The sequence below is a fragment of the Streptomyces sp. genome, from assembly GCF_031181555.1.
Classification (GTDB): Bacteria; Actinomycetota; Actinomycetes; order Streptomycetales; family Streptomycetaceae; genus Streptomyces; species Streptomyces fimbriatus.
In genome coordinates, this window is sequence record NZ_JAPSKQ010000102.1 from 1 (window position 1) to 24,336 (window position 24,336).

The window sequence follows — 24,336 nt, forward strand, 5'->3', positions numbered from 1 at the left end:
CCCCATGCCCCCGACGCTCGCCTCACTCGTCCACCACTCCGCGCTCAAGCTGACCGTGCGCGCGGGCGAGGACCGCCTCGACGTGCCGGTCCGCTGGGCGCACGCCAGCGAGCTCGCCGACCCCGTGCCCTACATGGAGGGCGGGGAGCTGCTGCTGATCACCGCGCTCAAACTGGACGCGGAGGACCCGGAGGCGATGCGCCGCTATGTGAAGCGGCTGGTGGGAGCGGGGGTCGTCGGCCTCGGATTCGCCGTCGGCGTCCACTACGACGACATCCCCGACGCCCTCGTCGACGCGGCCCGCGAGGAGGGGCTGCCGCTGCTGGAGGTGCCGCGCCGCACCCCCTTCCTCGCGATCAGCAAGGCCGTGTCCGCCGCCATCGCCGCCGACCAGTACCGCGCGGTGACCGCGGGCTTCGCCGCCCAGCGGGAACTGACCAAGCAGGCGCTGACCGACGGGCCGGAGGGGCTGCTGACCGCGCTCGCCTCCCAGGTCGACGGGTGGGCCGCGCTCTACGACGCCTCGGGCGCCGTCGTCGCCACGGCACCGGAATGGGCGGGCCGGCGCGCCGCGCGGCTCACCGCGGACGTCCAGCGGCTGCGGGAGCGGCCCGCGCCCGCCTCCTCGGTCGTGGCCGGGCCGGAGAACGAGGACCGGGTCGAGCTGCACTCCCTGGGCACCGGCCGGCGCCCCCGGGCCGCGCTCGCCGTGGGCACGGCCGCGGCCCTCGGCACCGCCGAGCGGTACGCCGTGCACTCCGCCGTCGCCCTGCTCACCCTGACCACGGAACGGTCCCGCTCCCTGCACGCCGCCGAGCAGCGCATCGGCGCCGCCGTGCTGCGCATGCTGCTCGCCGGGGAGCCGGACCACGCCCGCGCGGTGGCCGGGGACCTGTACGGCGGCCTCCTGGACGCGCCGTTCCGGATCATCGTCGCCGAGAGCGGGACGACACCCGCCACCCGGGACCGGGGGGAGGCGAGCGGTGACGCCCTCGGCGCCCTCGCGGAGGCCGCGGAGTCCGCCGCCGCCCGCGCGGGCGAGGCGGTCCTGGCGGTGCCGGAGGGGGAGCGGCTGGTGGTGCTGGCCGCCGACGGGGGCGCCGCCGTGGCCGCCTGCTGCGAGCACGCCTGGGCGCGGGAGGCGGCCCGCACCGGCGGGAGCGCCCGCGAAGCCCGCGCGGGCGCCGACGGGGACGACCCGGTCGTGGGCCTGTCCGCGCCGGCCGGCCCGATCGCCGCGTCCGCCGCCTACAAGCAGGCCGAACAGGCCCTGTCGGTGGCGCGGCGGCGCGGGCGGGTGCTGGTGGAGCACGAGCAGATGGCCGCCGGGTCCGTGCTGCCGCTGCTCGCCGACGACGCGGTCAAGGCGTTCGCGGACGGGCTGCTGCGGGCACTGCGCGAACACGACGCGACCGGACGCGGCGACCTCGTCGCCTCCCTGCGCGCCTGGCTCTCCCGGCACGGGCAGTGGGACGCGGCGGCGGCCGACCTCGGCGTGCACCGGCACACCCTGCGCTACCGCATGCGCCGGGTCGAGGAGATCCTCGGCCGCTCGCTGGACGACCCGGACGTCCGCATGGAGCTGTGGCTGGCGCTGAAGGCGACGTCCACGGAGTGACCCGGCCGTTCTGCCAAAGCGGCGTGGCGGCTCCCCCGACTGCTACGACTCGGACAAACGACCCCCCGTCACCCCGCCCCTACCGTGGATTTCAGCAATCCATGTACTCACCCCCAACGCGGAAGGGCCGGGACTCACGATGACTTCCACCCACGCCTTCTGGCTCGCCGGCCGCCAGGTCACCGGCGAGGACAGCTTCGACGTCACCTCCCCGTGGGACGGCCGGGTCGTCGGCACGGTCGGTGTGCCCTCCGACGCCCAGGTCGAGGAGGCCGTGGCCGCCGCGTACGCCGTCCGGGACGAGTTCGCCGCGACCCCCGCCCACGTCCGCGCCGCCGCCCTGGACCACGTCAGCCGGCGGCTCGTCGAGCGCACCGAGGAGATCGCCCGGCTGATCTCCGCCGAGAACGGCAAGCCGATCAAGTGGGCCCGCGGCGAGGTCGGCCGGGCCGTCTCCGTGTTCCGCTTCGCGGCCGAGGAGGCCCGCCGGTTCAACGGCGGCGAGGCCCAGCGGCTCGACACCGACGCCGGCGGCCAGGGGCGGCTCGCCCTCACCCGCCGCTTCCCCAAGGGCGTCGTGCTGGGCATCGCGCCGTTCAACTTCCCGCTGAACCTGTGCGCCCACAAGGTCGCCCCGGCCATCGCCGCCGGTGCGCCGATCGTGCTCAAGCCGGCCCCGGCGACCCCGCTGTCCGGGCTGATCCTCGGTGAGCTGCTGGCCGAGACCGAGCTGCCCGCCGGTTCCTGGAGCATCCTGCCGGTGCCGAACGAGAAGATGCCGGCCCTCGTGCAGGACGAGCGGCTGCCGGTGATCTCCTTCACGGGTTCCGAGAAGGTCGGCTACGCGATCATGGACTCGGTGCCCCGCAAGCACTGCACCCTGGAGCTCGGCGGCAACGGCGCGGCCGTCGTCCTGGCCGACTGGGCGAGCGACGAGGACCTGGACCGGGCCGCGAACCGCATCGCGACCTTCTCCAACTACCAGGGCGGCCAGTCCTGCATCTCCGTGCAGCGCGTGATCGCCGACGCCTCCGTGTACGACCGGCTGCTGCCGCGCATCGTCGCCGCCGTCGAGGCCCAGGTCACCGGTGACCCGAGCGACGACGCCACCGACGTCGGCCCGCTGGTCAGCGAGGACGCCGCGCGGCGCGTGGAGGCGTGGGTCGACGAGGCCGTCGCCGCGGGCGCGAAGCTCCTCACCGGGGGCAAGCGCGACGGCGCCTCCTACGCGCCGACCGTGCTGACCGACCTGCCGGCCGACACCACGCTGGCCTGCGAGGAGGTCTTCGGGCCGGTCCTCAGCGTGCAGAAGGTGGACGGCGAGGCCGAGGCGTTCGCCGCCGTCAACGACTCCAAGTACGGCCTCCAGGCCGGCGTGTTCACGCACGACCTGCAGGCCGCCTTCCGGGCCCACCGCGCCCTGGAGGTCGGCGGTGTGATCATCGGCGACGTGCCCTCCTACCGCGCCGACCAGATGCCGTACGGCGGTGCCAAGCAGTCCGGCGTGGGCCGCGAGGGCGTGCGGTTCGCGATGGACGACTACACGTACGAGCGCGTGCTGGTCCTGACCGGCCTCGCCCTCTAGGCGCCGGAACCGTTTCCCACGCGGGTTCCCGAAGGGGCCCGGCACCGGTGTCTCCCGGTGCCGGGCCCCTTCTTCGTGCCGGCCGCGTCCGGACCCTCAACCGGAGAAGCCGACCCGCGCGAGCCGCAGCGGGCCGCGCAGTACGAGGCGCACGTCGTGCACGCCGTCCACGGCGGCGGTGACGGGCGCGGTGAGGGTGACGTGGGCGTACGGGCCGGACGTGGGCGCCTCGGGCGACAGCGCGGCGAGCGCCGGGCCGCCGTCGAGGGACAGCTCGACCGTGCCCTCGCCGGACACCTCCACGGTCACCTCCGACACACCGCCGCCGAAGTCGCAGCGGTGGAAGACCAGTTCCCCGTCCCCGCCGTCCACGGGGGTCACCGCGTCGCCCGCCGCCCTGCTCCGGTCGACGATCAGAGTGCCGCGCTGCTCGTCGAAGTCGGCGGCGTCCAGGCCGCGTTCGAGGACGGGGCGCGGGGCGGTGGGCTCGCCGTCGAGCGTGACGGTCGTACGGAGCCGGACGTCCTCGCTGGAGGCGCCGGCCAGCAGCTCGTACGGGCCCGGCTCGACGCGCCACCGGCCCACGGCGACGTCCCAGAACGCGAAGGCGGACAGCGGGACGTCGAAGGACAGCTCGGCCGTCTCCCCGGGCGCCAGGGTCACCCGCCGGTGGGCCACCAGCTCGCGCCGCGGACGCGGGACCGACGCCGCCACGGCGCGCGTGTAGAGCTGGGCCACCTCGTCGGCGGTGACGTCCCCGGTGTTGGTGACCGTGAAGGAGACGCGCACCGCCGTCGCGTCGGCGCGGGCCGTCAGCGCGCCGTAGGAGAACGCCGCGTACGACAGGCCGTGGCCGAACGGGAACAGCGGCGTGCCCTCGAAGTACAGGTAGGTCTGACGGCTGCCGATCACGTCGTAGTCGAGGAGGTCCGGCAGGTCGGCGTCGTCGGCGTACCAGGTCTGCGGCAGCCGGCCGGCGGGGGAGACGTCACCGGCGAGCACCCGCGCCAGCGCGGTGCCCGCGGCCTGCCCGCCGTGCGCGGTCCACAGCATCGCCGGCAGGTCCGCCGGGTCGACCGCGTACGGGTAGGCGGAGACCAGCGCCAGCACCGTGCTCGGGTTCGCGGCGCGGGCGGCGCGCAGCAGCAGCTCCTGCTGGGCGGGCAGGCGCAGCGTCGTGCGGTCCTCGGTCTCGCGCCCGTTGATGTGCGGGTCGTTGCCCGCGACCACGACGACCACGTCGGCCCGGGCCGCGGCCCGGGCCACCGCGTCCTCCCCGCGCTCGGCGACGACCAGCTCGAAGACCTCGGGATCCTCCTCGGCAACCTTCACGCCGTCGGCGGCGACCTGCACGTGACGCCCTGTCCCCACGTGCCTCAGGAGGTGGCCGTCCCCGTGCGGTTCCAGGCGGAACGTCTCCTGGACGACCCAGCCGCCCGGCTGGTCGGCCGAGGCGCGGACGTACCCGTCCTCGGCGACCGAGAGGTAGCGGCCGTCGGGGGCGCGCAGGGTGAGCACGCCCTCGCCCCAGTCGGCCAGGGCGAGCTCGGTGCCGTCCGGACCGGCGGTGAGCGGGGGCAGATCGGTGCGGCCGGCGAGCAGCGCGGGGTCGAGGGCACCCTCGGCGCCGCGTGCCGCCTCGGGGGCGTCGGGCGCGGGCGGGACGTGCAGGAACGTACCGGCGGCCGTCTTCAGCAGGACGCGGTCCACGCCCTCCGCGAACTCCACGCGCTCGGCGCCGAACCGCTCGCGGATCCCCTCCAGGGGGGTGGAGCGGTGGATGAGGGTGCCGCTGTACCAGTCGAGCTTGCACTCGTCGGCGAGCAGTCCGACGACCGCGATCCGGGTGCCGGGGGCGAGGGGCAGCAGGCCGTCGTTCTTGAGCAGGACGACCGCCTGCTCGGCGGCCTCCTGCGCGAGCGCCCGGTGCTCCGGGGTGTCGAAGGCGCGGTCGCCGGCGTGCGGGTCGGCGGCCGGGTCGAACTCGCCGAGCCGGAAACGCACCGAGAGCTGGCGCCGGACGGCCGTGTCGATGTCGGCCTCCGTCAACAGACCCTGCTCCAGGGCCCCCTCGACGCGCGCGACGATCTTCGAGCTGTCCGTGCCGTGGTCGGTGAAGCTGTCGACACCGGCGCGCAGGGCCGCCGCGGTGGCCTCCTCGTGCGTGTCGAAGTAGTGCTCGGAGTCGACCAGGTTGGACGGCGCGCCCGCGTCCGAGCAGACCAGCAGCTCCTGGTCGGTCCAGGCGCGCAACTGCTCGCGCAGGTACGGCGAGACGTGGTTGGGGCGGCCGTTGACCAGGTTGTACGCCGGCATCACCCCGGCCACCGCGCCCGCCTCGACGGTGTCGCGGAAGGCGCGCAGGTCGTACTCGTGCAGCACGCGCGGGCGGACCGAGCTGGAGGAGGTGTCGCGGTCGGTCTCGTTGTTGTGCGCGAGCCAGTGCTTGAGGACGGGCGCCGTGCGCCAGTACACCGGGTGGTCGCCGCGCAGGCCGTGGGTGTAGGCGGTGGCGATCGCGGAGGTGAGCCTCGGGTCCTCCGCGTAGCCCTCCTCGTTGCGGCCCCACAGAGGGTGGCGCAGCAGGTTCACCGTCGGGGCCCAGACGTTGAGGCCGACGCGCTCGTCCCGGGCGCGCATCGCGCGGGCCTCCCGGGCCACCGCCTCGCCCACCCGGCGCACCAGCTCCGGGTTCCAGGTCGCGCCCAGGCCGACGGCCTGCGGGAACACCGTCGCCGGGCCCATCCAGGCGACACCGTGCAGGGCCTCCTGGCCGGTGCGGAAGGCGGCGATGCCGAGGCGTTCGACGGCCGGCGCGAACTGGTGCAGGAAACCGGTCTTCTCGTCGAGGGTGAGCCGCGACAGAAGGTCGTCGATGCGCTTCGCGAACGGCAGATGCGGATCGCGGAAAGGCGGCGTAGGCGGCGTTTGTGCGGTCACGTGGGGTTCCCCTTGGGGTGGAGCGGAGAGACGCTTTCGAAGCGCTTCGATGCTCAATCGGGGTGGGGGCGGGTGTCAAGGGATCGGGGCGCGGCAGATCCGGCGACTCGGGGGCAGCCCGTGCAATGCACGGCAATGTCGCGATCGTGCATACCCCCGAGGAATCTTGGGAGCGACCCTTGTGCGCCTGTAGGTGTTCACTTAACCTCGCAGCAACATCGAAGCGCTTCGACTGTGAGGCCTGCCATCCGGCACCTCCTCCGCCGAACGACCGCTTCAGCTCAGCCAGTTCCACTGAAGACACCGCAGCCGACGGCCACCGCCGGGTGTCCTGGTGCGCCATGAAGGGTTGACGCAATGACGCCGAACGCCGCCTCCACCCCCTCCGGACCCAGCCGGAGAAGCTTCCTCGCCTCCACGGCGGTCGCCACCGCAGCGGTGGCCGGAGGGATGCCGTTGCTCGCCGCCTGCGGTGGTGAGCAGGAGGGCCGCAAGGAGGGCGCCACCTCCGGGAAGGAGGCCGAGAAGCTCCTCCCGGCCTTCGTGGCGTCGAGCGTCGTCACCCCGGACGTCCCGGCGAAGAACGGCTCGGCGGCCGGCTTCACCAGGGCCATCCCGACCGCCGAGCTGAAGACCTCGGTGCCGAAGAAGCTGGGCAGCGGCGGCAGGCTGAAGATCATGTCCCCGTTCTGGGGCACCCCGCCCAAGGGCGACAACCCGTACTACACGGCGATGAACAAGGCCGTCGGCGTCGAGGTCGTCTGGCAGAACCAGGACGGCGTCACCTACGACCAGAAGCTCGGCGCGGTGCTCGCCTCCAGCGACATCCCCGACGTCGTGGTCGTGCCCGGCTGGAACCTGATGGGCCGCATACCCAGCGCCATCAACGCCAAGTTCGCCGACCTCGGCCCCTACCTGTCCGGCGACAAGGTCAAGAAGTACCCGAACCTCGCCGCCGTCCCCACCGAGGCCTGGCAGCGCGGCATCTTCGGCGGGCAGCTCCGCGCGGTCCCGATGCCCGGCTCGTACGTCACGGACATCGCGCCCCTCTACCGCAAGGACCTGTTCGACAAGGAGGGCTACAGCGTCCCGAAGAGCCCCGCCGAGTTCCTGGCCTGGGCGAAGGAGGCCACCGACGCCAAGTCCAAGCGCTGGGCCTGCGACGACATGAAGTGGACGGCGTTCAACATCTTCGGCGTCCTGTCCGGCAGCGACAAGGCGCTGTGGTGGAACCTGGACGGCGACAAGCTGGTCAACCGCATCGAGACCGAGCAGTACCTCGAGGCCCTGGAGTGGGCGCGCAAGCTGTACGCCGCCGAGGTGGTCCACCCGGACGCCGTCCAGGGCAAGGCGGGCGGCAACGCGGGCAACCGCTTCACCGCCGGCGAGGTACTGGTCTACAACCAGAACATCTCCGACTGGTGGGGCAAGACCGCCGAACAGCGCACCCAGAACCCCGACTTCGAGATGGCCGCGTTCGACCTCTTCGGCCCCGACGGCGGCGACCCGACGCTGTGGGCGGTCCAGCCGGCCAACATCTTCACCTTCGTCTCCAAGAAGGCGTCGAAGCAGCAGATCGAGGACTTCCTCGCCCTGTGCAACTTCTGTGCCGCGCCCTACGGCACCAAGGAGTTCATGCTCACCGCCTACGGCGTCGAGGGCACCGACTACGAGATCAAGGACGGCCTGCCGGTCAAGACGCAGCAGGGCGTCAACGAGGTCAACGGCGCCTACGACTACACCGGCAACCCCGCCCCGTACATCGCCTACCCGGACCTGCCCGACATCACCCGGGCCATGGTCGAGTGGCAGCAGCGCATGGGCGCCTTCACCAAGAAGTCCTCCTTCTTCGGGCTGACCGTCACCGAGCCCAACCGCTGGTCCAACCTCGCCGACGACTTCGAGCAGCTCGAGGACGACGTGGTGCGCGGCCGCAAGAAGATCAGCGACGTGCAGCAGGCCGTGTCCGACTGGAAGAGCAGGGGCGGCGACGGCCTGCGCGACTGGTACCGGAAGCTGCTCGACGACAACGGCTCGGCGAAGTGACCCGGAGCTGACGCAAGGAGAAGGCCGTGTCCCACAGCACGGTGCCCCGGAACACGAACGGGGCGCAGACCGCCGAACGGACCTCCGAGGGGTCCGGCGACGCCGCCGGGCCCGGGGGCCGGGGCGGGACGAAGCCCGGGAAGAGGTTCGGGAGGAGGGCCGCGAAGACGTCCGGGGGAGCTTCGGGCAAGCTGGGCCTGAGGCTCAGATTCCGGCGCGACCGCACCCTCATCCTCATGACGGTGCCGGCCCTGCTGCTGGTCCTGGTGTTCAACTACATACCGATCCTCGGCAATGTGGTCGCCTTCCAGGACTACGACCCGTACCTCAGCGAGAACGGCTTCGTCGCCATCCTGGAGAGCCCCTGGATCGGCTTCGAGCAGTTCGAGCGGATCTTCGCGGACTCGGCCTTCTGGCACGCGGTGGAGAACACCTTCGTCCTGTTCTTCCTCCAGCTGGTGCTCTACTTCCCGATCCCGATCCTGCTCGCGCTGCTCATCAACAGCGTGGTCAGGCCCCGGGTGCGGGCGGTCGCCCAGGCGATCATGTACCTCCCGCACTTCTTCTCCTGGGTCCTCGTCGTCACCGTCTTCATGCAGATCTTCGGCGGCGCGGGCATCATCGCGCAGACCCTCCGCCGGCACGGTTACGAGGGCTTCGACCTGATGACCGACCCGGAGTTCTTCAAGTACCTGGTGACGTTCGAAACCATCTGGAAGGACGCCGGCTGGGGCATCATCGTCTTCCTCGCCGCGCTCTCCTCGGTCTCCAACGACCTGTACGAGGCCGCCGCCATGGACGGTGCCGGACGCTGGCGGCGCATGTGGCACATCACGCTGCCCGCCCTGCGCCCGGTGATCGCCCTGCTGCTGGTGCTGCGCGTCGGTGACGCCCTCACCGTCGGCTTCGAGCAACTGCTGCTGCAACGACAAGCGGTGGGTGTCGCCGCATCGGAGGTCCTCGACACCTACGTGTGGTGGAACGGCATCCGCAACCAGGACTTCAGCTACGCCGCCGCCGCGGGCCTCATCAAGGGCGTGGTCGGCCTGGCCCTGGTCCTCACCGCCAACAAGGTGGCCCACCTCATGGGCGAGCAGGGGGTGTACAAGAAGTGACCGCCGTCCTCGACACACCGGCCGGTGAGCAGTCGCCGGCGAAGAAGACGAAGAAGCCGAGCCCCTGGGCCGCGCCGCCCCGCCCCGCCTGGGAGGAGGAGCCGTCCAGGGCCGGACAGGCGGGCAAGGGCCTCGCCCTGGGGCTGGCCTGCCTGGCGATCCTCTTCCCGCTGTGGATCGTCGTCGTCACCAGCCTCCAGACGAAGAAGACCATCGACGAGGCCGGCGGCCTGGTGGTGATCCCCAGGAGCATCACGTTCGTCGCCTACCAGGAACTCCTCAGCGGCGGCCAGGTGCAGCGCGCGGCCCTGGTCAGCGTCGGCATCACGGTCGTCGGCACGCTGTTCAGCATGGCCGTGTCCGTGCTGTGCGCCTACGGCCTCTCGCGCAGCGGCTCGCTCGGGCACCGCTGGATCCTGATGACGCTGCTCGCCACGATGTTCTTCGGCGCCGGTCTGATCCCGACGTACCTGCTGGTGCAGGCCCTCGGCCTCACGGACACCTATCTGGCGCTGATCCTGCCCAGCGCGGTGAGCGTCTTCAACATCCTGGTGCTGCGCTCGTTCTTCATGAACATCTCGCAGGAGCTCATCGACAGCGCCCGCATCGACGGGGCCGGTGACTGGCGGATCCTGTTCCGGATCGTGATGCCGCTGTCCCGGGCGGTCATCGCGGTGATCGCGCTGTTCTACGCGGTGGGCTACTGGAGCGCCTGGTTCAACGCGTCGATCTACCTGACCGACCAGGACATGATGCCGCTGCAGAACGTGATGATCCAGCTCGTGCAGAAGCAGGAACGGCCGGTGGGGCTGTCCGCCCAGATCAACACGGGGCAGCTGTCGCCGCTGGCGATCCAGATGGCCGTGATGGTGCTGGCGCTGCTGCCGGTCGCGGTGTTGTCGCCGTTCGTCCAGAAGCACTTCAAGAAGGGGATGCTCACCGGCGCGGTCAAGGGCTGACGCCCGGAGCAGGGGGCCTGCGCGGTCTTCCGGCTGCGGGTGCGCCGCGGCCGGTCGCGCCCACGCGGCGGAGCCGCGCACCGGCGCAGCCCCGCGCCCCCAGGTTTCTCCACCCACTCCTATGACGAGGTCCTGCCATGTTCACGTCTCCCCTCAGCCGGCGTGCCGTTCTCGCCGGCACCGCGGCCACCGCCGCGCTCGCCGCCGTCCCGCTCGCCCCCGGGCACGCGCGAGCCGCCGAAGGCGCCGCGGCCGCCCCCGCCTACCGCTGGCGCAACGTCGTCATCGGCGGCACCGGGTTCGTCACCGGTGTGCTGTTCCACCCCTCCGTGCGCGGACTCGCCTACGCCCGCACCGACATCGGCGGCGCCTACCGCTGGGACGACCGGACCGACCGCTGGGTCCCGCTGCTGGACCACATCGGCTGGGACGACTGGAACCTGCTCGGCGTCGAGGCGATGGCGATCGACCCCGCCCACCCCGACCGGCTCTACCTCGCCCTCGGCACCTACGCCCAGCCCTGGGCCGGCAACGGCGCGGTGCTGCGCTCCGAGGACCGCGGCGCCACCTGGCGGCGGACCGACCTCACCGTGAAGCTCGGCGCCAACGAGGACGGCCGGGGCACCGGCGAGCGGCTGCTGGTGGACCCGCGGGACAGCGACACCCTGTGGCTGGGCACCCGGCACGACGGCCTGCTCAGGTCGACCGACCGGGGCGCCACGTGGGCGCCGGCGAGCGGCTTCCCGGCCACCCCGTCCGCCACCGGCCAGGGCGTCACCCTCCTCGTCGCCGCCGGGCGCGCCGTCTACGCCGGCTGGGGCGACGGTGACGGCACCTCGGCCAACCTGTTCCGCACCTCCGACGGCACCACCTGGGAGGCGGTCCCCGGGCAGCCGTCCGGCACCGCCGCCCGCGTGCCGATCCGGGCCGCGTACGACCGGCACACCCGCGAGCTGTACGTCACGTACGCCGACGCCCCCGGACCCAACGGACAGTCCGACGGCAGCGTGCACAAGCTGCGCACGAGCAGCGGCAGATGGACCGAGGTCACACCGGTGGAACCGGGCGGCGCGACGGACGACGGCCCGGCCGACACCTTCGGCTACGGCGGTGTCGCCGTCGACGCCCGCCGCCCCGGCACCGTCGTCGTCTCCACCAACAACCGCTGGGCGGCCGTCGACACCCTCTACCGGTCCACCGACGGCGGCCGCACCTGGCGGTCCCTGAAGGAGTCCGCCGTCCTCGACGTCTCCGAGACGCCGTACCTGAAGTGGGGCGAGGACAAGCCCAAGTTCGGCTGGTGGATCCAGGCCCTGGCCCTCGACCCGTACCACTCCCAGCACATCGTCTACGGCACCGGCGCGACCCTCTACGGCACCCGCGACCTGAAGCACTGGGCCCCGCAGATCCGCGGCCTGGAGGAGACGTCCGTCCGCCAGCTGATCTCGCCCCCGGCCGGAAAGGCGCACCTGATCAGCGGCTGTGGCGACATCGGCGTGCTGTACCACGACCGGCTCACGGCGTCCCCGTCGCGCGGCATGGCCACCAACCCCGTCTTCGGCACCGCGACCGGCCTCGCGCAGGCGGCACGCAGACCGCAGTACGTCGTACGGACCGGCTGGGGCGACCACGGCAACGGCGCCCACTCGCACGACGGCGGCCGGACCTGGACGCCCTTCGCGGCCCAGCCCGCCCTGGCCAAGGACGCGCCCGGACCCATCGCCACCAACGCCGACGGCACGGTCCTGCTGTGGTCCTTCGTGCACTGGGACGGCACCAGGCACCCCGCCCACCGCTCGGCGGACAACGGCGCCACCTGGTCCGAGGTCACCACCTTCCCCAAGGGCGCCACCCCGGTCGCCGACCCCGTCGACCCGGCGCGCTTCTACGCCTACGACACCGACACGGGCACGCTGCTGGCCAGCACCGACGGCGGACGCACCTTCGCCGCGCGGGCGAGCGGACTGCCGTCCGGCGACAACCAGTTCAAGCTGGTCGCGGCGCCCGGCCGGTCCGGCGACCTGTGGCTGAGCACCAAGTGGAACGGGCTGTACCGCTCGACCGACGGCGGCGCGACCTTCACCAAGGCGGACAGCTGCTGGGCCTCCTACACCCTCGGCTTCGGCAAGGCCGCCGACGGCGCCGACTACCCCGCGATCTACCAGGTCGGCTCGACGGAGGCGATCACCGCCGTGTACCGCTCCGACGACGAGGCGAGGACCTGGACGCGCATCAACGACGACGCCCACCAGTGGGGCTGGACCGGCGAGACGATCACCGGCGACCCGCGCGTGTACGGCCGGGTCTACCTCGCCACCAACGGGCGCGGCATCCAGTACGGGGAGCCCGTCTGATGCCCGACCTCGGCGACGCCACCCGCGGCCGCATCCTCTACGGCGGCGACTACAACCCCGAGCAGTGGCCCGAGGCGACCTGGCACGAGGACGTCCGCCTGATGAAGGAGGCCGGCGTCAACTCCGTCACCCTCGGTGTCTTCTCCTGGGCGAAGCTCGAACCCCGCCCGGGGGAACGGGACTTCGGCTGGCTGGACCGGCTGATGGACCTGATGCACGACGCCGGCATCGGCGTCGTCCTCGCCACCCCGACCGCCTCGCCGCCCCCCTGGCTGGGACACCTCCACCCGGACACCCTGCCCCGCGACGAGGACGGCCGGACCGAGTGGTGGGGCGGCCGCCAGCACTTCTCGCACTCCAGCGCCACCTACCGCCGTTACGCCGCCGCCATCACCGAGGACCTGGCCGCCCGCTACGGCGGCCACCCGGCCCTCACCCTGTGGCACATCAACAACGAGTACTGCACCTACGACTGGGGCGACGAGGCCGCCGCCCGCTTCCGCGCCTGGCTGCGCCACCGGTACGGCACCCTCGACGCCCTCAACACCGCCTGGGGCACCGCCTTCTGGAGCCAGGGCTACGGCGACTGGGCGGAGGTGCTGCCGCCCCGCCGCGCGCACTACATGAAGAACCCCACCCAGGTGCTGGACTTCAAACGCTTCACCTCCGACATGCTCCTGGAGTGCTACACCGCCGAGCGCGACATCGTCCGCCGGCACACCCCGCACCTGCCGGTCACCACCAACTTCATGCCGCTGTGGGCCGGCCAGGACGCCTGGCGCTGGGCCGAGGAGGAGGACGTCGTCTCCGTCGACCTCTACCCCGACCCCCGTGACCCCCTCGGCGCCCAGAACGGCGCGCTCGTGCAGGACATGACCCGCTCCCAGGCCCGCGGCCCCTGGATGCTCATGGAGCAGGCGGCCGGCCCGGTCAACTGGCGCGGGGTGAACCACCCCAAGCCGCGCGGCCTCAACCGCCTGTGGTCCCTGCAGGCCGTGGCCCGCGGCGCGGACGCCGTCTGCTACTTCCAGTGGCGCCAGTCCCGGCAGGGCGCGGAGAAGTTCCACTCCGGGATGGTCGGTCACGCGGGGGCGGAGGGACGCACGTACCAGGAGGTCAGGCAGCTCGGCGCGGACCTGGCACGGATCGCCCCGCACGTCGGCGGGGCCCGCATCACCGCCGACGTCGCCGTGCTGCACGACTGGCACTCCTGGTGGGCCGGCGACCAGGAGGGCCGGCCGTCGCGCGAGGTCGACTACCCGGAGGTCCTGCGCGCCTGGCACCGCGCGCTGTGGCAGGCCCACCTCACCACCGACTTCGCCCACCCCGAGCACGACCTGTCCGCCTACCGGATGGTCGTCGCGCCCCAGCTCTACCTCCTCACCGACGCGGCCGTCGACAACCTCCTGGCGTACGTACGCGGCGGCGGCACCCTCGTCTGCGGCTTCCTGACCGGTGTCGCCGACCAGGACGACCGGGTGCGGCCCGGCGGTATGGACGCCCGGCTGCGCGCGCTCTTCGGCATCCGCACCCTGCACGAGTGGTGGCCGCTGGACGCGGGGGAGAGCGCCGAGTGCGAGGGCTTCCGGGGCACCCTGTGGTCGGAGGAGCTGGAACCCGACGGCACCGCCGACGAGACGACGCCCTACAAGGGCGGCGAACTCGACGGGCTGCCCGCCGTCCTGCGCAAGGACCGCGCCTGGTACGTCTCGACCCTTCCGGAGCCGGAGGCGCTGCGCGGGCTGCTGACCCGGGTCGCGGACCGGGCCGGCGTCCGGCCGGTGCTCGACGGGCTGCCGGACCACGTCGAGGCGGTGCGCCGCGGTGAGCTGCTGTTCCTGCTCAACCACGGCCGCGAGCCGGTCACCGTGGACGTCCCCGGCACCCACCACGACCTGCTGACGGAGACGGCCGTGACCGACCGGATCACCCTCGGCCGCCACGGCGTGGCGGTGCTGCGGTCATGAGCGCCACGCCCGTCCACGGAACCTGGGAGCCGAGCCCGGCCGCCCGCTGGGAGGACGGCTTCCTGAGCGGCAACGGCCACCACGGCGCCCTTGTGTTCGGCGATCCGGACGACGACCGGACCGTCGTCACGCACCACACCCTCGTCCGGCCGAACGGGGGCGACGGCGAGCACCGCCTGCCGCCCGAGCTGGCCGACGGGCTCCCCGGCCTCCAGGACCGGCTGCTCTCCGGTGACCTGACCGCCGCCGAGGACTTCACCGACGGCCGCCCCCTGCAGTGGGTGCGGCCCTTCCACCCGGCCTTCCAGGTACGCCTGCGCCGCCCGGACGGCGACCGGGACGCCGGCCGGGACGGCGACCGGGCCCGGTACCGCCGCACGGTCGACTTCGCCACCGGCGTCACGGAGGCGACCCGCGCCGACTGGACCAGCCGCGTCTTCGTCTCCCGCGCCGACGACGTGATCGTCCAGCACGTCACCGCCCCCGGTCTCACCCTCGACGTGTCCCTGGACCACCGCCTCCCGGGCGCCCCCACCGCACTGGGCGTCGGCCACGGCGCCGTCCTCACCGCGGAGGGGGCCCTGCTGAGCCTGCGCGCCCGCTACCCGGACAGCGACCGCGCCTACACCGGCGTCACCCTGGTCGCCGTCACCGGCGGCACGACGACGCTCGCCCCTCCGGGAGCGCGCATCGAGGGCGCGCGGTCCGTCCTGCTGCTCACCCGGGTCCGGCGGCACACCGGGGAGGCGGACGTGGTCGCCGAGGGCCGCGCCCTGCGCGACCTGCTCGACGAGGGCCGGGACGCGTACGACGGCCTCCTGGCCCGCCACCTGACGCTCCACCGCACCGCGTACGAACGCGTCACCCTCGACCTGGCCGCCGACCCGGCCGAACGCGCCCTGCCGGGCTCCGCGCTGCTGACCCGGCCGCACAGCGCCGCCCTGCTCGAGCGGCTCTTCGCGGCAGGCCGCTACCACCTGCTGTCCGCCAGCGGTCTGTTCCCGCCCCGCCTCACCGGCCTGTGGACCGGCGACTGGGACACCGCCTGGTCCGGCGCCTTCACCAACGACGCCAACCTCAACCTCCAGACCGCCTCCGCCGCCGCGGCCGCCCTCCCCGAGGTCACCGAGGCGCTGGCGTCACTCGTCCACCGCCAGCTGCCCGACTGGCGGGACAACGCCCGCGCGGTCTTCGGCGCGCGGGGCGCGGTCGCGCCCGCGCACACCGACGGCGAGTCCGGGCACACGTACCACTTCAGCCGCGAGTACCCCCTCCACCTGTGGACCGCCGGCGCCGACTGGCTCCTCAAGCCCCTCGTCGACCACGACGAGACCCGCGGCGAACGCGACCCGCGCACCGCCGCCGCGCTCGCCGAGGTCGCCCTGTTCTACGAGGACTTCCTCACCCGCACCGACCGCGAGGGCCGACTGGTCGTCGTCCCCTCCTACTCGCCCGAGAACCGGCCCGCGAACGCGAGCTGGGGCGCGGTCAACGCGGCCATGGACCTCTCCGCGGCCCGGCACGCCCTGCTGACCGCCGCCGACCACCACCCGGAGCACGCCGACCGCTGGCGGGCGCTCGCCGGACGGCTCCCGCCGCACCGGATCAACGCCGACGGCGCGCTCGCCGAATGGGCCTGGCCGGGCCTGGACGACTCCTACGACCACCGCCACCTCAGCCACCTCTACGGCGTCTGGCCGCTGGAGGAGATCACCCCCTACGACACCCCCCACCTGGCCGCCGCCGCGCACCGCGCGCTGGAACTGCGCGGCACCGAGAACGACTCCGCGCACGGCCATCTGCACCACGCCCTGATCGCGGCACGGCTGCGGGACGGCGAGCGGGTCGCCCACGCGCTCGCCCAGGTGCTGGAGGGCGACTTCTTCCACGCCTCCCTGATGAGCGCGCACTATCCGCACCGCGACGTCTACAACGCCGACGCCGCCCACACCCTGCCCGCCGTACTGATCGAGGCGCTCGTGCAGTCCACCCCCGACCGGCTGGTCCTGCTGCCCGCCCCGCCGCCGGCGTACCCGAGCGGCGCCCTGCGCGGGGTGCGCACCCGCTTCGGCGCCGCACTCGACCTCACCTGGTCCCCGGACGGCGCCACCGCCGTCCTGCGGCCGGACCGCACCCACCGCGTCGAACTGTGGACTTCCGCCGGCGCCGAGCCCCTCGACCTCGTCGCCGGAGAAGACCGCGTCCTCACCCTGAGGACGCGGTGACCCCCGTGATTCCCCCCACCCATGGAAGGAACACCATGGCAACACGCACCGTGCGCAGGATCACCCAGGTCCTGCTGGCCCCCGCCCTCGCGCTCGGCGCCACCGTCGGCCTCGCCTCCGCCCCCGCCCACGCCGCCGTCTGGAACTCCTGCGAGCAGTGGGGCAACACCAGCCTGAACGGCTACACGCTCTACAACAACATCTGGGGCTCCGGCGCCGGCAGCCAGTGCGTCTGGGCCAACTCCGGCACCAACTGGGGCGTGTGGGCGGACCACCCGAACACCGGCGGCATCAAGTCCTACCCGAACGCCAAGAAGGTGATCAACAAGCCGATCGCCTCGCTCGGTTCGCTCAGCAGCAGCTACAACGTCACGGTGCCGTCCTCGGGCGCGTACAACACCTCGTACGACATCTGGGACACGGACTACGACTACGAGATCATGCTCTGGGTCAACCACCACGGCGCCGTCGGCCCGCTCGGCAGCCCCCAGGGCACGGTGACGCTCGGCGGCCACACCTGGAACGTCTACAAGGGGAGCAACGGGCACAACGAGGTCTTCTCGTTCCTGCGCACCTCCGACTCCACCTCCGGCACGGTGAACATCCTGCCGATCCTGAAGTGGATCAAGGACACCAAGGGCTGGATGGGCAACGAGACCATCGGCGACGTCCAGTTCGGGTACGAGATCACCTCGTCGTCCGGCGGGCTGGACTTCCGCACCAACAACCTGACGGTGTCGGGCGGTTAGGCGCCTCCCACGAGGCGATGAGCGGGGTGTCCCGGTTCCCGGGGCACCCCTTCCGCGTCAGGGCTCCGGCGTGGCCGGCCTTCCGCTCGCGCTCTCGAGCGCGCGCTTCACGGCCTGTTCGTCCCGGCCGGACAGGACCTTCTCCAGGCTGGTGTCGTCCGTGCGGGAGAAGTGTTCGCCCAGTGCGACGTCCTCCTCGCTCAGGACCCGTCCGCACCACTCCCCCCGGGCGACGGTGCGGTCGTCGAACGGGACGGCGGCGCCCTCGCCGAGGACGGTCCACCGGCCGTCCGCCCAGCGCAGGGCGAGCAGGTAGGTGTGGCCGGTCTCCAGGCGGGGCGCGTACGCGGTCGTGGCCTTCGTGCGGACGCCGCTCTCCCGGTGCACCCGCCATCCGGCGGCCACCATCTCGAAGTCCTCGCCGAGGGGGCGCCGGGGGCTCTGCGCGGACCAGAGGACGCCGTCCGTGCGGAAGGTCACCGTGCGGTCGGTCGCGTAGCGGAGCGGGCCCTCGGCGAAGTCACGCCGGTTGGTGTCCCGCTCGGCGGTCGGCGTGGCCACGACGACGTGGTCGGCGTGGGTGACCCAGTCCTTCGCGGTCTGGGAGGGGCGGTCGTCGGCGGCGGCCCCGCAGCCCACCACCGTGTCCAGGCCGTCCTTGCCGATCAGGACACTGGCGACGATTCCGGCGGCGGCCAGGCAGACCGCGACGGGCCGCCCCGTCCGGTCGAGAAGCGCAGTCAACGAAGTCCCTCGTTCTCGCACGTGGAGAGGCCGGGCGGCACCGCACGGTGCCTCCCGGCGCAGTGACGTAGTGACGACGAAGACGGCGCCCCGGCCTGTTCGGTGGCAGGACGGGCCGGTGTCGTCGATCACGGTGGCGCCGCGCCGGGAGGACGCCGGCTCCGCGCTCGCGGGATCCGCGCGCCTCCATAACGCCGTGCAGGGGCCGGAACGGGATCTCCTCCGCGGCCGCCCGCCGCGACTACGTTGTCCGGCGGTTCACCACCAAAGCGCGCCCGCGCAACCGTCCCAGCCCGCCCCGCGTGCGCGGGCGCGCTCCGGGTCAGGCACGTCCCGTCCTTCCGTCCCCCACCGAGAAGACCGAGGAACCCGCCATGACACCATCCGCTCCCGACGCGTCCGGCACCGGCACCGGTACGGGACCCGGCGCCGACCGCCGGATCAGCCGCAAGAGCCTGCTCAGGGCGGCCGTCGCCGCCGGAGCCGCCGTCCCGCTGCTCGCCACGGGCACGGTGGCGCTCGCCCGGGACGCCGGCACCCGGGGAGGGCCCCTCGCGCCGACGCCCTTCTGCGACGACGGCGACGACCCCACGCCCGACCAGATGGAGGGCCCCTACTTCAAGCCGAACTCCCCGCTGCGCACCGATCTCGTGGCACCGGGCGCCCCCGGCACCCGGCTCACCGTCAGCGGTTACGTCTTCGGCCGGAACTGCGTCCCGCTCGCGGGCGTCCTGCTCGACTTCTGGCAGGCCGACCCCGCGGGCGCCTACGACATGGCCGGACACGCCTTCCGCGGGCACCAGTTCACCGGCTCCTCCGGCGCCTTCACCCTGCGGACGGTCGTGCCCGGCCTCTACCCGGGCCGCACCCGGCACCTCCACGTCAAGGCCCAGGCGCCCGGCGAGCCCGTGCTCACCACCCAGCTGTACTTCCCCGGTGAGCCCCGCAACGGCACGGACGCGCTCTTCGACCCGGCCCTGCTGATGAACGTCCGCGACGCCGGCGGCGGCAAGGAGGCCACCTTCGACTTCGTGCTCGACGTGGACGGCGGGCCCACCGATCCGCCGACCGATCCGCCCGGCGGCAGGTGGGCGCCCGGCCGCTCGTACGCGGCGGGCGACCGGGTGACCCACGACGGCGCCGCCTACCGCTGCCTGCAGGCCCACACCTCCATGACCGGCTGGGAGCCGCCCCGCGTCCCCGCGCTGTGGCGCCGCGAGTGACGTCCGTCCGGCGCCGCGGCGGCCGGGGTCCCGTGGGCCGACAGGGGACCCCGGCCGCCGCGCCTCACGCCTCCCGGACCGGGAGGCTCGCCCCGTCCCGCAGGAACAGCGGGATGCGGTCCAGCGGTGCCTCGACCGTCACGGCCGCACCGCCCCGGTACGTCTCACCGGTCCACGCGTCCGTCCAGCGCGCGCCCGCCGGGAGGTACGCCGTGCGGGCCGTGGCGCCCGCCGTCAGCACCGGGGCGACCAGCAGGTCCCGGCCGAACAGGTACGCGTCGTCCACCGACCAGGCCGCCTGGTCGCCGGGGAACTCCAGGAACAGCGGCCGCATCACCGGCAGCCCCTCCTCGTGCGCCTCCCGCATGACCCCGAGGACGTACGGCTTCAGCCGTTCGCGCAGCCGCAGGTACTTCTCCAGGATCGCGCCGGCCTCCTCCCCGTACGACCAGACCTCGTTCGGGCCGCCGGTCATGTCCGGGCCCAGGGGCATGCCGGGGTCGCGGAAGCCGTGCAGCCGCATCAGCGGGGACAGCGCGCCGAACTGGAACCAGCGGACCATCACCTCGCGGTAGGCGGGGTCGTCCGGGTCGCCGCCGTGGAAGCCGCCGATGTCGGTGTTCCACCACGGGATGCCCGACAGCGAGGTGTTGAGGCCGGCCGCGATCTGGCGGCGCAGGGTGGCGAAGTCGGTGCCGATGTCACCGGACCACAGGGCGGCGCCGTAGCGCTGGCTGCCCGCCCACGCCGAGCGGTTGAGGGTGATCACCTCGTCCTCGCCGGAGGCCTTGAGGCCCTCGTGGAAGGCGCGGGAGTTCTCGGCCGGGTACAGGTTGCCGACCTCCAGGCCCGGACCCGCCCAGTAGCGCAGGTTCTCCGGGAAACCCGGCTTCAGCTCCGGTTCGCAGGCGTCCAGCCAGAAGGCCGTGATCCCGTACGGGTCGAGGTAGTTCTCCTTGATCCTCGACCACACGAACTCCCGGGCCTCCGGGTTGGTGGCGTCGTAGAAGGCGACCTGGACCGTGGAGGCGACCTCCTTGTCCGGCCAGTCGGCGTGCGCCAGCGGACCGTACTGGGTGCCGATGAAGTAGCCGCGCTGCTCCATCACCGGGTGGTTCTCGCTCAGCGGGGAGACCGACGGCCACACGGAGACCACCAGCTTGACGCCGAGCTCGTCCAGCTCGCGCACCATCGCCGCCGGGTCGGGCCACTCCTTCGGGTCGAACTTCCACTCGCCCAGGTGGGTCCAGTGGAAGAAGTCGCAGACGATCGCGTCCAGCGGCAGGCCCCGGCGCTTGTACTCCCGTGCCACGGCGAGGAGCTCGTCCTGGGTGCGGTAGCGCAGCTTGCACTGCCAGAAACCGGCCGCCCACGCGGGCAGCATCGGCGTCCGCCCGGTCACCGCGCTGTAGCGGCGCTGGGCGTCCGCCGGGTCGCCCGCGGTGATCCAGTAGTCGATCTGCCGGGCCGAGTCCGCCACCCAGCGGGTGCCGTTGTGCGCCAGCTCCACGCGGCCGATCGCCGGGTTGTTCCACAGCAGGGTGTAGCCGCGGCTGGAGGTGAGCACCGGGATGCTGACCTCGGCGTTGCGCTGCACGAGGTCGACGACCAGGCCCTTCTGGTCCAGCCGGCCGTGCTGGTGCTGGCCCAGTCCGTACAGCCGCTCGTCGTCGTAGGCGGCGAACCGCTGCTCCAGCCGGTGGTGGCCGTTGCCGACGGCCGTGTACAGGCGGGGGCCGGGCCACCAGAAGTGGGCGCGCTCCTCGGCGAGCAGTTCGCCCCCGTCGGCGGTGCGCAGGAAGCGGACCATGCCCTCGGCGTCGACCTCGGCGGTCAGCGCGCCGACGGTCAGCCGGCCCCGGCCGTCCTCGATCTTCACGGCGGACTCGGTGGCGGGCGCCTCGTCCAGGAGGGCGCCGGGCAGGTCATGGAGCACCGGACCGCCGAGCCGGGCCCGCACCCGGACCGCGTCCGGCCCCCACGGCTCGATCCGTACGGTTTCCTGACGGCCGCTCCACTCCAGCGCACCGTCCCGCTCACGGAACGTGCCGACGGTGGGGGAGGACTGGGCGAGGCTGACCTTGGGCTGTATCTCGGCGGACTGAGTCACGAGGCGTGCTCCTGGGGGAGTGCAGACATGGAGGTGCCCTGGGAGGGGCGAGCGTTCGCTGAAGCCGAAGAGAAGGAGAGAACGGGAGGGAGGCGGGACGGGGAGAGGGAGGAGGAAGGGGGAGGGAGGATGCGGCTACTGGGCGGGGGCCGGGCCGGAACTCGCCCGGACCGTCAGCTCGGGCGCGAGCAGCACGACCTCGTCGCCGCCCCGCCCGTCGAGCTTGGCGACCAGGTGTTCCACGGCGTGCCGGCCCATCTCCTGCGCCGGGATGGCGACGGACGTGAGCCGCACCGACGCCTGGACGGCGACCTGCTCGGGGCAGATCGCGACCACCGAGACGTCCTCGGGCACGGCCCGCCCCTGCTGCCGCAGCAGGGCCAGCAACGGCTCGACCGCCGACTCGTTCTGCACGACGAACCCGGTGGTGCCCGGGCGTTCGTCGAGGATCCGGGCGAGCGTCACGGCCATCGCGTCGTACCCGCCCTCGCACGGCCGGTGCAGCAGCCGCAGCCCCAGCTCCCGTCCCCGGGAACGGAGCCCGTCGAGGGTGCGCTCGGCGAAACCGGTGTGCCGCTCGTACACCGCGGGGGCCTCGCCGATGACGGCGACGTCCCGGTGCCCCAGCGTCGCCAGGTGCTCCGCGCACAGCGCGCCGGTGGCCTTGAAGTCGAGGTCGACGCAGGTCAGACCGGTGGTGTCGGCGGGCAGCCCGATCAGCACCGCCGGCTGGTCGGTGTCCCTCAGCAACGGCAGCCGCTCGTCGTCGAGTTCGACGTCCATCAGGATCATCCCGTCGGCGAGTCCGCTGCCGGTGACACGGCGCACCGCGTCGGGACCCTCCTCGCCGGTGAGCAGCAGTACGTCGTAGCCGTGCGTGCGGGCCGTGGTGGCCACGGCGATGGCGATCTCCATCATCACCGGCACGTACATGTCCGTGCGCAGCGGGATCATCAGCGCGATGATGTTCGACCTGCTGCTGGCCAGGGCGCGGGCCCCGGCGTTCGGGTGGTACCCGAGCTCGCGGATGCTTTGTTCGACCCGCTGCCGGGTGTTCGCGGAGATGGACCGCTTGCCGCTGAGGACATAGCTCACCGTGCTCGCCGAGACTCCGGCGTGCTGGGCGACCTCGGCGAGGGTGACCATCCAGCTCTCCAAGTTTTGTGAAGCGCTTCGACAGTGCGCAGAACGTACAAGGGCGGGTGAGGGTGGTTCGACAGTAGCTCTAGCGGAGGTGGGTGTCCATAGGTTGTCGAAGCGCTTCGACAGCTTTCTTCGGAGTCCGTCGACGCCGGTCCCGTGGTGCCGCCCCAGGTTCCCATGAACGGTGCCCGACCGGCCCCCGGAGCCGCCATCGGCCGAACGGCCGCACGAAGGGTGGTGGGGTCGCTACGAATCGGGTACATACGATCGAGTAGCACCAGTCAGTAACGTAATCCCCCAGGATCACGCAAAACGATCACTCCGGGGGCAGTGACCCATACATTCCGATTCGCGGCGAGGTGAGCCTCATGTCCGCAGTGCCCGAGACCCCCCCGACTCCGTCTCGACCCACCGTCACCGAACGTGAGGCCCGCCAGGTCGCGGAGGCCGCCCGGGAACAGGACTGGCGCAAGCCCAGCTTCGCCAAGGAACTGTTCCTCGGCCGCTTCCGGCTCGACCTGATCCACCCCCATCCCCTCCCGGCCGACGAGGACGCCCAGCGCGGCGAGGAGTTCCTCGCCAAGCTCCGCGACTTCTGCGAGACGAAGATCGACGGAGCGCTGATCGAACGCGAGGCGCGCATCCCCGACGAGGTGGTCACCGGGCTCAAGGAGCTCGGCGCCTTCGGCATGAAGATCGACACCAAGTACGGCGGCCTCGGCCTCACCCAGGTCTACTACAACAAGGCCCTCGCCCTGGTCGGCTCCGCCAGCCCCGCGATCGGCGCCCTGCTCTCCGCCCACCAGTCGATCGGCGTCCCGCAGCCGCTGAAGCTCTTCGGCACGCAGGAGCAGAAGGAGACGTTCCTGCCGCGCTGCGCCCGCACCGACATCTCGGCCTTCCTGCTCACCGAGCCGGACGTCGGATCGGACCCGGCGCGGCTCGCCACCACGGCGGTCCCGGACGGCGACGGCTACGTCCTCGACGGCGTGAAGCTGTGGACGACCAACGGCGTGGTCGCCGACCTCCTCGTCGTCATGGCGCGGGTGCCGAAGTCCGAGGGCCACCGGGGCGGGATCACCGCGTTCGTCGTGGAGGCGGCATCGGAGGGCGTCACCGTCGAGAACCGCAACGCCTTCATGGGCCTGCGCGGCCTGGAGAACGGCGTCACCCGCTTCCACCGGGTCCGCGTGCCCGCCTCGCACCGCATCGGCGAGGAGGGCCAGGGCCTGAAGATCGCCCTCACCACGCTCAACACCGGGCGGCTGTCCCTGCCCGCCATGTGCGTGGGCGCCGGCAAGTGGTGCCTGAAGATCGCCCGTGAGTGGTCGGCGGCCCGGGAGCAGTGGGGCAAGCCGGTGGCGCTGCACGAGGCGGTCGGCTCCAAGATCGCCTTCATCGCGGCGACCACCTTCGCCCTGGAGGCCGTCCTCGACCTGTCCTCGCAGATGGCGGACGAGGACCGCAACGACATCCGCATCGAGGCCGCCCTCGCCAAGCTGTACGGCTCGGAGATGGCCTGGCTGATGGCCGACGAACTGGTCCAGATCCGCGGCGG

Annotated in this window: 15 protein-coding genes; 11 read left to right on the forward strand and 4 right to left on the reverse strand. The window is 72.8% G+C overall.

From position 1 onward, the window contains the following. Nucleotides 1-4: 4 nt before the first annotated feature. Both RIM90_RS20260 and RIM90_RS20265 read left to right on the forward strand, forming a co-directional pair. A complete protein-coding gene (locus RIM90_RS20260; protein ID WP_309062163.1) occupies nt 5-1,618 on the forward strand; it encodes a PucR family transcriptional regulator in 1,614 nt (537 codons plus the stop codon). A 139-nt stretch (nt 1,619-1,757) separates the two neighbouring features. Further along, nucleotides 1,758-3,203, forward strand: coding sequence for an aldehyde dehydrogenase family protein (locus RIM90_RS20265; protein ID WP_309062149.1), 1,446 nt, complete (start codon nt 1,758-1,760; stop codon nt 3,201-3,203). A gap of 96 nt (nt 3,204-3,299) precedes the next feature. Here the strand turns inward: RIM90_RS20265 and RIM90_RS20270 are convergent, their stop codons facing one another. Further along, complete coding sequence (locus tag RIM90_RS20270) at nt 3,300-6,143, reverse strand: glycoside hydrolase family 3 C-terminal domain-containing protein (RefSeq protein ID WP_309062150.1); 2,844 nt, start codon at nt 6,141-6,143, stop codon at nt 3,300-3,302. Nucleotides 6,144-6,500: 357 nt separating this feature from the next. Here RIM90_RS20270 and RIM90_RS20275 point away from each other — a divergent pair, with 357 nt between their 5' ends. The 7 genes from RIM90_RS20275 to RIM90_RS20305 all read left to right on the forward strand — a co-directional run bounded on the left by RIM90_RS20275 (nt 6,501) and on the right by RIM90_RS20305 (nt 17,558). Continuing rightward, the gene (locus RIM90_RS20275; RefSeq protein ID WP_309062151.1) at nt 6,501-8,189 is read left to right on the forward strand and encodes an extracellular solute-binding protein; all 1,689 of its coding nucleotides are present in this window, start codon (nt 6,501-6,503) and stop codon (nt 8,187-8,189) included. A gap of 26 nt (nt 8,190-8,215) precedes the next feature. Next, a complete protein-coding gene (locus RIM90_RS20280) occupies nt 8,216-9,304 on the forward strand; it encodes an ABC transporter permease subunit (protein ID WP_309062152.1) in 1,089 nt (362 codons plus the stop codon). Beyond that, a complete protein-coding gene (locus RIM90_RS20285; protein ID WP_309062153.1) occupies nt 9,301-10,263 on the forward strand; it encodes a carbohydrate ABC transporter permease in 963 nt (320 codons plus the stop codon). The genes RIM90_RS20280 and RIM90_RS20285 overlap by 4 nt, the downstream gene beginning before the upstream one ends. Nucleotides 10,264-10,400: 137 nt before the next feature. Then, a complete protein-coding gene (locus RIM90_RS20290; protein WP_309062154.1) occupies nt 10,401-12,617 on the forward strand; it encodes a 1,4-beta-glucanase in 2,217 nt (738 codons plus the stop codon). Continuing rightward, nucleotides 12,617-14,584, forward strand: coding sequence for a beta-galactosidase (locus RIM90_RS20295; protein WP_309062155.1), 1,968 nt, complete (start codon nt 12,617-12,619; stop codon nt 14,582-14,584). Before RIM90_RS20290 ends, RIM90_RS20295 begins: the two co-directional genes overlap by 1 nt. Then, nucleotides 14,581-16,809 carry a glycoside hydrolase N-terminal domain-containing protein gene (locus RIM90_RS20300; RefSeq protein WP_309062156.1) on the forward strand — a complete coding sequence of 743 codons (2,229 nt, stop codon included), beginning with the start codon at nt 14,581-14,583 and terminating at the stop codon, nt 16,807-16,809. Before RIM90_RS20295 ends, RIM90_RS20300 begins: the two co-directional genes overlap by 4 nt. 35 nt (nt 16,810-16,844) lie before the next feature. After that, nucleotides 16,845-17,558, forward strand: a complete 714-nt coding sequence (locus RIM90_RS20305; protein ID WP_309062157.1) for a hypothetical protein — start codon at nt 16,845-16,847, stop codon at nt 17,556-17,558. Nucleotides 17,559-17,615: 57 nt separating this feature from the next. Here the strand turns inward: RIM90_RS20305 and RIM90_RS20310 are convergent, their stop codons facing one another. After that, nucleotides 17,616-18,302: a hypothetical protein gene (locus RIM90_RS20310; protein WP_309062158.1), complete on the reverse strand. Its 687-nt coding sequence runs from the start codon at nt 18,300-18,302 to the stop codon at nt 17,616-17,618. 374 nt (nt 18,303-18,676) lie between these two features. Between RIM90_RS20310 and RIM90_RS20315 the strand changes: the two genes are divergently transcribed. Then, nucleotides 18,677-19,525: a carbohydrate-binding protein gene (locus tag RIM90_RS20315; protein ID WP_309062159.1), complete on the forward strand. Its 849-nt coding sequence runs from the start codon at nt 18,677-18,679 to the stop codon at nt 19,523-19,525. A 64-nt stretch (nt 19,526-19,589) separates the two neighbouring features. Here the strand turns inward: RIM90_RS20315 and RIM90_RS20320 are convergent, their stop codons facing one another. Beyond that, nucleotides 19,590-21,635, reverse strand: coding sequence for a glycoside hydrolase family 31 protein (locus RIM90_RS20320; RefSeq protein WP_309062160.1), 2,046 nt, complete (start codon nt 21,633-21,635; stop codon nt 19,590-19,592). 135 nt (nt 21,636-21,770) lie between these two features. Beyond that, nucleotides 21,771-22,781 (reverse strand): LacI family DNA-binding transcriptional regulator, encoded by a 1,011-nt coding sequence (locus tag RIM90_RS20325; protein WP_309062161.1) that lies wholly within the window; start codon nt 22,779-22,781, stop codon nt 21,771-21,773. Between the two features lie 365 nt (nt 22,782-23,146). On the opposite strand from RIM90_RS20325, the gene RIM90_RS20330 reads away from it, so the two are divergent. Further along, a partial coding sequence (locus RIM90_RS20330; protein WP_309062162.1) for an acyl-CoA dehydrogenase family protein occupies nt 23,147-24,336 on the forward strand: 1,190 nt, incomplete at its 3' end.